The organism is Streptomyces sp. NBC_00016 (assembly GCF_045040885.1).
In the GTDB taxonomy this organism is placed as follows: domain Bacteria; phylum Actinomycetota; class Actinomycetes; order Streptomycetales; family Streptomycetaceae; genus Streptomyces; species Streptomyces coriariae.
In genome coordinates this window covers 9,177,311-9,188,215 of sequence record NZ_CP108304.1, presented here as the reverse complement: position 1 = coordinate 9,188,215, position 10,905 = coordinate 9,177,311, and the positions used below count along the sequence as shown (strand labels likewise).

Here is a 10,905-nt window from a genome sequence, read left to right as displayed (position 1 = left end):
TCATTCAGCAATTTCGAAGGATTGTTAGTCGCCAAGCGCCAGTTGCACGAGATCATCGACATCGAGCTCGGAAATCGCCCTGTCCTCATCGGCCTTGTCGATCGCGCCGACGTCCAACGCCTCATCGCCGGGAGCAACCAGCTTCATGAGAGCATCCAGCAATCCCGCTTCCCTGAACCGGATCAGGGGAACTGAGACGAGCGCGTTCCGCAGCCGTTCCTCGTCCACACCCAGGCCCACCGCGGCGCCGTCCGGGAGTAGTTCTTGGTGCAGATAGCGCGCGATGGCCTCCGGAGTGGGATAGTCGAAGACCAGTGTGGCGGGAAGTTTCAGACCGGTCGATTCACGCAGTCGGTTGCGCAGTTCCACGGAAGTGAGCGAGTCGAAGCCGACGTCCTTGAACGCGATATCCGCTCGAACGCCCTCCGGCCCGGCATGCCCGAGCACGGTCGCGGCCCGGGCCCGCACCAGGTTGAGCAGGACCTGTGCCTGCTCGGCGGGGGGCAGTCCGGCCAGCCGGCCGGAGAGCTGGCGCTGCTCGTCACCGGTACCCGCCGCCCGCGCCAGCTGCCGCCCCGAGGGGACGAGACCCCGCAACAGGTGCGGAATCCCACCATCGGCCGCGGCACCGGCCCGCACCCCCCGCAGATCCAGCTTCGCCGGCACCAACAACGCCCGCCCGGACCCCACAGCGGCATCGAAGAGTTCCATCCCCTCCACCGACGTCATCGCCCGCAGACCACCACGCCGGTTCATCCGCGCCCGGGTGAGATCATCGGTACCCGCCGCCATACCGGCCGACTGCTCCCACAACCCCCAGGCCAGGGACAGACCCGGCAGCCCCTCCGCCCGACGGCCCGCCATCAACCCGTCCAAGAACGCGTTCGCCGCCGCATAACTCCCACTGCCCGCACCCATGAACACAGACGACACGGACGAATAGACGACGAACGCATCAAGAGCCAGACCACGGGTCAGCTCATCGAGATACCGCACCGCATCCACCTTCGGCGCGAACACCCTCGCCAACCGCTCCGGGGTCAATGTGCCGATCACCCCGGCGTCCAATACACCGGCGGTATGCACAACGCCCGTCAGACGGTGCTCGTCGGGCACCGAGGCCAGCAGGGCCCGGACCTGCTCACGGTCGGACAGATCACAGGCCGCGACCGACACGGTGGCCCCCTGCCCGGTGAGCTCGGCGACCAGTTCCGGCACACCCTCGGCATCCGGACCCCGACGACTGGCCAGCAGCAGACGCCGCACCCCGTACCGGGCCACCAGATGCCGGGCCGCCAAAGCACCCAACGAGCCCGCACCCGACACCAGAACCGTTCCCTCCGCACCGAACACCGCCGGAACATCCGAAACTCCACCAGTGGCACGGACCAGCCGAGGGACTGACAGCGCCGTGCCACGGCCAGCGACCTGCGGCTCCCCACTGGCCAGCAACGGACCCAGCACGGGTTCCACACCAGCATCGGCGGCAGGATCGATGTCCAGCAGGATGATCCGGTCGGGGTGCTCGGCCTGCGCGGCACGAACCAGACCCCACACCGCCGCTCCCGCCGGGTCACTCACATCCGCTTCACCGCCAGCGGGTACCGCGCCCCGGGTCAGCACCACCAACCGCGACTCCTCCAACACCGCCCCGGCCGACAACCACGCCTGCACCACCCCCAACACGCGGGACGACAACGCCAACACCGCGTCCACCCCCTCACCACCGACAGCCTCCAGAACCACCACCGCCGGAACATCCGTGCTCGCGGCCAGCACCGTAACGTCGTCAGCCGTGGCCACCGCCACCCACGACGGCGACACCCCCACCCCCTGCGCCGCAGGCAACTCCGCCCACTCCACCGCGAACAACGAGTTGGTGACCGCTGCGTCCGCCGCCGTCTCCAACTGCTCCACGGACACCGGCCGCAACGCCAGCGAGTCCGCCGTCACCACCAGGCCGCCGGTCTCATCCGCCGCCTCCAGTGACAGGGCGCCGGAGCCGTCGGTGGCCAGGCGAACCCGCAGCACGGAGGCACCCGAGGCGTGCAGCACCAGCCGGTTCCAGTCCAGCGGTTGCCGCACCGCGTGGCCGTCCGCTTCACGTTCGATGTCACCCTCAGGCGTTCCGGCGGCAAGCAACACTGCGTGCAGGGACGCGTCCAGTAGCGCGGGGTGAATGCCGAACCTGCCGGCCTCCTTACGCTGTTCCTCGGGCAGAGCGACCTCGGCGAAGACCTCCTCGCCCCGTCGCCACACCGCCCGCACCCCCTGGAACGCCGGACCGTACCCATATCCGTGCTGGACCAATTCGGCGTAGAAATCGTCGGCCTCGACCGGCTGCGCACCCGCGGGCGGCCAAGCGGCGAAGTCGAACCCGGAGCCACCCGACCGAGCGGCCACCGACGACAGCAGTCCCGCGGCGTGCCGTGTCCATGCCTCCGCGCCACCACCGTCGTCGTCGGTGCTGTGCTCGGACAGGGAGTAGATCTCCACCGTGCGGGAACCTGCCTCGTCCGGTCCGCCGATCGCGACCTGGAGCCGGACCCCACCACGCTCGGGCACCACGATCGGCGCCTCGATCACCAACTCATCCAGGACACTGCACCCGGCCTCATCACCCGCCCGCACCACCAACTCCACCAGCCCGGTACCCGGAACCAGCACCACACCACCGACCGCGTGATCGGCCAGCCACGGATGCGACCGCAACGACAACCGCGACGTGAAGACCAACCCATCGGACTGCGGCAACCGCACCGACGCACCCAACAACGGATGATCAGCCCCCGCCAGACCCAACGACTCCGCGTCCGTCGCCTGCACGGCCGGCTGAAGCCAATAGTGCTGATGGTCGAAGGCATAGGTCGGCAGGTCGACCGGTGCAGGCTGAGTCCCCGTCCCCGCGGGGAGTACGCCTGTCCAGTCCACCGCGACACCCCGGACGAACAGCTCCGCCATCGATGCCAACAGGCGCCGCATCCCGCCGTCTTCGCGGCGCAGTGATCCCGTCACCACCACATCCGCCTGCGTCGCGTCCACGACCTCGCTGATCGGCTGGAGCAGGACGGGATGCGCACTGACCTCCACGAACACACCATGGCCCTGCGCCAGCAGATCGCTCACGGCAGGACCGAACCGCACCTGACCCCGCAGATTCCGATACCAGTAACCACCATCCAAAACACCAGCGTCCTCGACCCAATCACCGGTCACGGACGAGAAGAACGGAACATTGGGTGCCTGGGCATGCACATCCGCCAGAGCATCAGCCAACGTGTCCCTGATGTCCTCCACATGCCGGGTGTGCGAGGCGTAATCCACCGCCACCCGCCGCACCCGGACACCCTCCCCCGACAACGCCTCAAGCGCCTCGTCAAGCGCGAGAACGTCACCGGCGATCACCACCGAAGCCGGGCCATTGACCGCAGCCACCTCGACACAGTCCGCCCACGCGGCCAGCCGAACGGCCGCCGCTTCCTCACTCAACGCAACGGACGCCATCCCACCGCGCCCCGCCAACTCACCCGCGATGGCCTGACTGCGCAGCGCCACCACCCGCACCGCATCCTCCAGCGACAGCACACCCGCCACACACGCCGCGGCTATCTCACCCTGCGAATGACCCACCACCGCATCCGGCACCACCCCCACCGAACCCCACACCGCAGCCAGACCCACCATCACCGCAAAACTCGCCGGCTGCACCACATCCACCCGCTCCAACAACCCCGGCTCGACCTCACCCCGCAACACATCAACCAACGACCAGTCCACCCACCGCTCCAACACAGCCCCACACTCCGCCACCCGCTCAGCGAACACCGGCGAAGAATCCAGCAACTCCCGGCCCATCCCCACCCACTGCGAACCCTGACCCGGAAACACCCACACCACCCGGCCCGGCACACCCGAACCAGACGCACTACCGGCCGCCTTTCCGGTCACCACACCAGCCGCACCCTCACCCCGAGCCAGGGCCGACAGCCCAGTCAGCGCCTCCTCGGACGAACCCGCGACCACCACCGCACGCTCACCCAACAGCGCACGCCCCGACACCAACGCCCCCGCCACACGCGTCAGCCACACCTCACCGGTATCTGACTCCACAAACGACGCCAGACGCCCCGCCTGACCCGCCAGCGAACCCGCACTCCCCGCCGACACCACCAACGGCACCACACCACCCCGCACCGCCACGCGCGAGACAGACTCCGAGTCCTCCGGAACAAAGACAGACTCAGCCACTTCGGCGGGCGCCTCCTCCAGGATCAGATGCGCGTTCGTACCGCTGATCCCGAACGAGGAGACCCCGGCCCGGCGCGGACGACCGTTGCGCGGCCACTCACGCGCCTCCGCCAGCAGCTCGATGGCGCCCTCGGTCCAGTCGACGCTCGTCGTGGGCTCCTGCACATGCAGCGTGGGCGGCATCACGCCATGGCGCAGCGCCTGCACCATCTTGATCACGCCCGCCACACCCGCAGCCGCCTGCGTATGACCAACATTCGACTTCAACGACCCCAACCACAAGGGCCGTTCCGGGTCACGGCCCTGTCCATAGGTGGCCAACAAAGCCTGCGCCTCGATCGGGTCACCCAGCACCGTCCCCGTGCCATGGCCTTCGACCACATCCACCTCGGATGGGGAAAGCGCAGCGCTGGCCAAAGCCTTGCGGATCACCCGCTGCTGCGAAGGACCGTTCGGCGCCGTCAGGCCGTTCGAGGCGCCGTCCTGGTTCACCGCGCTGCCCTTCAGTACCGCCAGCACCCGATGCCCACGCTCCCGCGCCACCGACAACCGCTCCAGCACCACCAGACCGACGCCCTCGGACAACACCGTGCCGTCCGCGCCGTCCGCGTACGCCTTGCACTTGCCGTCAGCGGCCAGGCCCCGCTGCCGCGACATGCCGAGGACGCCGATCGGCGATCCCATCACGGCGACACCGCCGGCCAGCGCCATCGAGCACTCACCCTGACGCAGCGCCTGCGCCGCGAGATGCATCGCCACCAACGACGACGAACACGCCGTGTCCACAGTGACCGCCGGACCCTCGAACCCGAACACGTACGACACCCGACCCGAAGCCACACTCCCCGCCGTGGCGGTCGTGACGAAGCCTTCGAGTTCCGCGGGCATGTTGCTGAGGGACTCGAGATAGTCGTGGATGGAGACGCCCGAGAAGACTCCGATGTCGCTGCCCCGGGCGGTGGTCGGGTCGATGCCCGCCCGTTCCAACGCCTCCCAGGAGGTCTCCAGCAGTAGCCGCTGCTGCGGGTCCATCGCCAGCGCCTCACGCGGCGAAATCCCGAAGAACCCCGCATCGAAAAGCCCCGCCCCGGGCAGGAAACCGCCCCGGCTGGTGTACGAGGTGCCCGCGCTGTCGGGGTCCGGGTCGAACAGGCCCTCCAGATCCCAGCCCCGATCCTCAGGGAAGGGCGACATGCCCTCACGGCCCTCGTGAACCAACCGCCACAGATCCTCGGGGTCCGCCACGCCGCCCGGCAGCCTGCACGCCATCCCGACGATCGCGATCGGTTCGTCGGGAGCCGCGACGACGGCCACAGCCGGGGCAGGTGCGCCGGCCGTGTCACCGAGTTGTTCGCGTAGATGGCGGGCCAGCACCGAGGGAGTCGGATAGTCGAAGATCAGCGTGGCGGGCAGCTTCACTCCGGTCGCCGCGCTCAGTCGGTTCCGCAACTCGACCGCGGTCAGGGAGTCGAAGCCGATGTCGCTGAACCCCCGTGTCCCCTGGGCCAGTTCGGGTCCGCTGAAGCCCAGGACAGCGCCTGCCTCGGTCTGGACGATGGTCAGCAGGGCGCTCTCCTGCTCGGCCGGGGGGAGCCCGGCGAGCCGGCGGACCAGGCCGCCGCTGTGCCCGGCTGCCGCCCGCGCCACGCGCCGACCTGCGCGTACCAGGCCGCGCAGCAGATGCGGGACTCCCCCGCCCGCCGCGGCCTGGCTGCGCAGCGCCGGCAGGTCCAGCTTGATCGGCACCAGCAGCGCTCGGCCCGTGTGCAGGCCGATGTCGAAAATGGCCAGTCCCTCGACCGGCGTCATCGCCAGCACACCACCACGGCTCATACGTGCCTGGTCCATGGCGCTGAGGTGAGCGGTCATGCCGGCTGTCTGCTCCCACAGGCCCCAGGCGAGGGACAGGCCGGGCAGGCCCGCCGCCCGGCGGTTGGCCATCAACCCGTCCAGGAACGCATTCGCCGCCGCGTAGTTGCCCTGCCCCGCCGACCCCATGAGTGCGGCAGCGGACGAGAAGACGATGAACGCGTCGAGGTCCATGTCACGGGTCAGGTCGTCGAGGTGCCGGACCGCGTCCACCTTCGGCGCGAACACCCCCGCCAACCGCTCCGGGGTCAACGCCCCGATCACCCCGTCGTCCAGCACACCAGCCAGATGCACCACGCCCGTCAGACGGTGCTCGTCCGGCACCGACGCCAACAGGGCCCGGACCTGCTCACGATCAGACAGATCACAGGCCGCGACCGAGACCAACGCCCCCTGCTCACTGAGCTCGGCGACCAACTCCGGCACACCCTCGGCATCCGGACCCCGACGGCTGGCCAGCAGCACACGCCGCACACCATGCCTGGCCACCAGATGCCGGGCCACCAGAGCACCCAACGCGCCGGTTCCACCGGTGACCAGGACGGTCCCCTCGGCCCCGAACACGGCCGGCACATCGACAGCATCCGGTACCGCACCGCCGACCCTGACGAGCCGGGGGGCGGACAGTGTCGTGCCACGGACAGCGACCTGAGGCTCCCCACTGGCCAGCAACGGACCCAGCACGGGTTCCACACCAGCATCGGCAGCAGGATCGATGTCCAGCAGGATGATCCGGTCGGGGTGCTCGGCCTGCGCGGCACGAACCAGACCCCACACCGCCGCTCCCGCCGGGTCACTCACGTCCGCTTCACCGCCAGCGGGTACCGCGCCCCGGGTCAGCACCACCAACCGTGACTCATCCAGTCCCGCCCCGGCCGACAACCACGCCTGCACTATCTCCAACACGCGGGACGACAACGCCAACACCGCGTCCACCCCGCCACCACCGACAGCCTCCAGAACCACCACCGCCGGAACATCCGTGCTCCCCGCCAGCGCCGTCACCTCGTCCGCAGAGGCCACCGCCACCCACGACGGCGACACCCCCACCCCCTGCGCCGCAGGCAACTCCACCCACTCCACCCCGAACAACGAGTCAGCGAACGCCGTGTCCGCCGCCGCACCGCCCAACTGGTCGGTGGACACAGGCAGTGACACCAGCGAGTCCATGGTCATGACCAGGCCACCGGCCTCGTCGGCAGCCTGGAACGACAGCGCATCCTGACCGCAGGGAGCGACCCGCACCCGCAGCGCCGAGGCCCCCATGGCATGCAGCAGCAGTCCGTTCCACGCGAACGGCAGCACCTGGCGGTCGTCGTCCGGATGGGCGAAGGCGTTCGTATGGAGAGCGGCGTCCAGCAGCGCCGGGTGAATGCCGAACCTGCCTGCGTCCGCCCGCTGTTCCTCCGGCAGGACGGCCTCGGCGAACACCTCGTCACCGCGTCGCCACACCGCCCGCAAGCCCTGGAACGCCGGACCGTACGCGTAGCCACGCTCGACCAGGTCGGCATAGAAGCCCCCGACCTCCACCGGTTGCGCACCCGACGGCGGCCAGGCCGCGAAGTCGAACACCGGTTCCATCCCGTGATTCGTCGGCGAGGCGGACAACAGTCCGGTGGCGTGCCTCGTCCACGCGTCCGCACCACCCTCATCGGTGGCGTCCTCGCGCAGGGAGTACACGTCCACCGTGCGCGAGCCGTTCTCGCCCGGTCCGCCCACCGCGATCTGGAGCCGTACCCCGCCTCGCTCGGGCAGCACCAGCGGGGCCTCGATCACGAGCTCTTCGAGGACGCCATAGCCGAACTCGTCGCCGGCCCGCACCGCGAGATCGACGTACACCGTGCCGGGGACGATCACCACGCCACCGATCGCATGATCAGCCAGCCACGGATGCGACCGCAACGACAACCGCGACGTGAAGACCAACCCGTCGGACTGCGGCAACCGCACCACCGCACCCAACAACGGATGATCAGCCCCCGCCAGACCCAACGACTCCGCGTCCGTCGCCGAACCTGCCATCTGGATCCAGTAGTGCTGGTGGTCGAAGGCGTAAGTCGGTAGGTCGACCGGCGCGGATCCTGCCCCACCCGGCAGAACCTTGACCCAGTCCACGGTCACACCCCGGACGAACAGTTCGGCCATCGATGCCAACAGGCGCCGCAGACCGCCATCCTCACGGCGCAGTGATCCCGTCACCACCACATCCGCCTGCGTCGCGTCCACGACCTCGCTGATCGGCTGGAGCAGGACGGGATGCGCGCTGACCTCCACGAACACACCATGGCCCTGCGCCAGCAGATCGGTCACGGCAGGACCGAACCGCACCTGACCCCGCAGATTCCGATACCAGTAACCACCATCCAAAACACCAGCGTCCTCGACCCAATCACCGGTCACGGTCGAGAAGAACGGCACGATCGGAGCCTGCGCGACGATCCCCGCCAGCACGTCGTCCAGCGTGTCCCGGATGTCCTCGACATGCCGGGTGTGCGAGGCATAATCCACCGCCACCCGCCGCACCCGGACACCCTGGTCGGACAACACCTCCAATGCCTCCTCGAGCGCCGAAGCATCACCGGCGATCACCACCGAGGCCGGACCATTGACCGCAGCCACCTCCACCCGATCCGCCCACGCGGCCAACCTCTCGACCGCCTCCGCCTCACTCAGCGCAACAGACGCCATCCCACCGCGCCCCGCCAACTCACCCGCGATGGCCTGACTGCGCAGCGCCACCACCCGCACCGCGTCCTCCAGCGACAGCACACCCGCCACACACGCCGCCGCTATCTCACCCTGCGAATGACCCACCACCGCATCCGGCACCACCCCCACCGAACCCCACACCGCAGCCAGACCCACCATCACCGCAAAACTCGCCGGCTGCACCACATCCACCCGCTCCAACAACCCCGGCTCAACCTCACCCCGCAACACATCAACCAACGACCAGTCCACCCACCGCTCCAGCGCAGCCCCACACTCCGCGATGCGCTCAGCGAACACCGGCGAAGAATCCAGCAACTCCCGGCCCATCCCCACCCACTGCGAACCCTGACCCGGAAACACCCACACCACCCGGCCCGGCACACCCGAACCAGACGCACTACCAGCCACCAGGTCCTGACCGCCTTCGCCGCGCGCCAGCGCCCGCAACCCCGCCAACGCCTGCTCACCCGAGTCGGCCACCACCACCGCACGCTCACCCAACAGCGCACGCCCCGACACCAACGCCCCCGCCACACCCGCCAACGACACCCCACCAGCACCCGACTCCACAAACGACGCCAGACGCCCCGCCTGCCCCGCCAGCGAACCCGCACTCCCCGCCGACACCACCAACGGCACCACACCACCCCGCACCAGCGGCTCCCGCGTCTCCTCCCCATCAACGGCAGGCGCTTCCTCCAGGATCAGATGGGCGTTCGTACCACTGGCTCCGAAGGCGGAGACCCCGGCCCTGCGCGGACGGCCGTTGCGCGGCCACTCACGCGCCTCTGTCAACAACTCCACAGCACCCGCCGACCAGTCCACCTGGGGAGTCGGCGAGTCCACATGCAACGTCGCGGGCAGCACCCCGTGCCGCAGCGCCTGCACCATCTTGATCACGCCCGCCACACCGGACGCCGCCTGGGTATGCCCGATGACAGACTTGACCGAGCCGAGCCACAGCGGTTGTTCCGGTTCCCTGCCCTGTCCGTAGGTGGCCAGCAACGCCTGCGTCTCTATCGGATCGCCCAGCACGGTGCCCGTACCGTGGCCCTCCACCGCGTCCACCTCGGACGCTGAGAGGCCGGCGCCTGCCAGCGCCTTGCGGATCACCCGCTGCTGCGCCGGACCGTTCGGCGCCGTCAGGCCGTTCGAGGCACCGTCCTGGTTCACCGCGCTGCCGCGTATCACGGCCAGCACTTGGTGCCCGCGCTCGCGCGCCACCGACAGCCGCTCCAACAGCACCACGCCCACGCCCTCGGCCCAGCCCGATCCGTCGGCGCACGCGGCGTAGGACTTGCAGCGCCCGTCGAAGGCGAGTGCTCGCTGACGCGCGAAGCCGACGAACCCGCCGGGTGTCGCCATCACCGTCGAACCGCCGGCGAGCGCCATCGAGCACTCGCCCCGGCGCAGTGCCTGCGCGGCGAGGTGTATCGCCACGAGCGAGGACGAGCACATGGTGTCGACCGTCACGGCGGGCCCCTCGAGTCCCAGGGTGTAGGCGACCCGCCCGGACGCTACGCCGCCGGCGGTGCCCAGGGCTCGCTCCAGACTCAGGAATCCCTCGAACCCGCTGAGGTCGGGCGCATAGTCCTGGTGCACGATTCCGGCGAACACCCCGACGTCGCCGCCCCGTACCGAGTGGGGGTCGATGCCGCCCCGCTCGAAGGTCTCCCAGGACACCTCCAGCAGTTGTCGCTGCTGGGGGTCCATGGCCAGGGCCTCACGCGGCGAGATACCGAAGAAGCCGGCGTCGAACTGCGCCGCATCGTGCAGGAAGGCGCCCTCTCGTACATACGTCGTACCGGGGTTGTCGGGGTCCGGGTGGTAGAGGCCCTCGACGTCCCAGCCGCGGTCCTCCGGGAAGGCGGTGTACACGTCGGTGCCCTCGGACACCACCCGCCAGAGGTCCTCCGGACCGCGGATTCCGCCGGCGTACCGGCAGGCCATGGAGACGATCGCGATGGGCTCTGCGGCTGCTGCGACGAGTGTGCTGTTCTCCTGCTGAAGCCGGGCGTTGTCCTTCAGCGACGCACGCAGTGCCTGAACGATCTGCTCGTCTGGCGCCGACATAAC

1 protein-coding gene is annotated in these 10,905 nt (G+C 69.4%); it reads right to left on the bottom strand.

The features are described from left to right. Nucleotides 1–24: 24 nt before the first annotated feature. The gene (locus OG933_RS40760) at nucleotides 25–10,902 is read right to left on the bottom strand and encodes a type I polyketide synthase (protein WP_405632148.1); all 10,878 of its coding nucleotides are present in this window, start codon (nucleotides 10,900–10,902) and stop codon (nucleotides 25–27) included. Nucleotides 10,903–10,905: the final 3 nt, after the last annotated feature.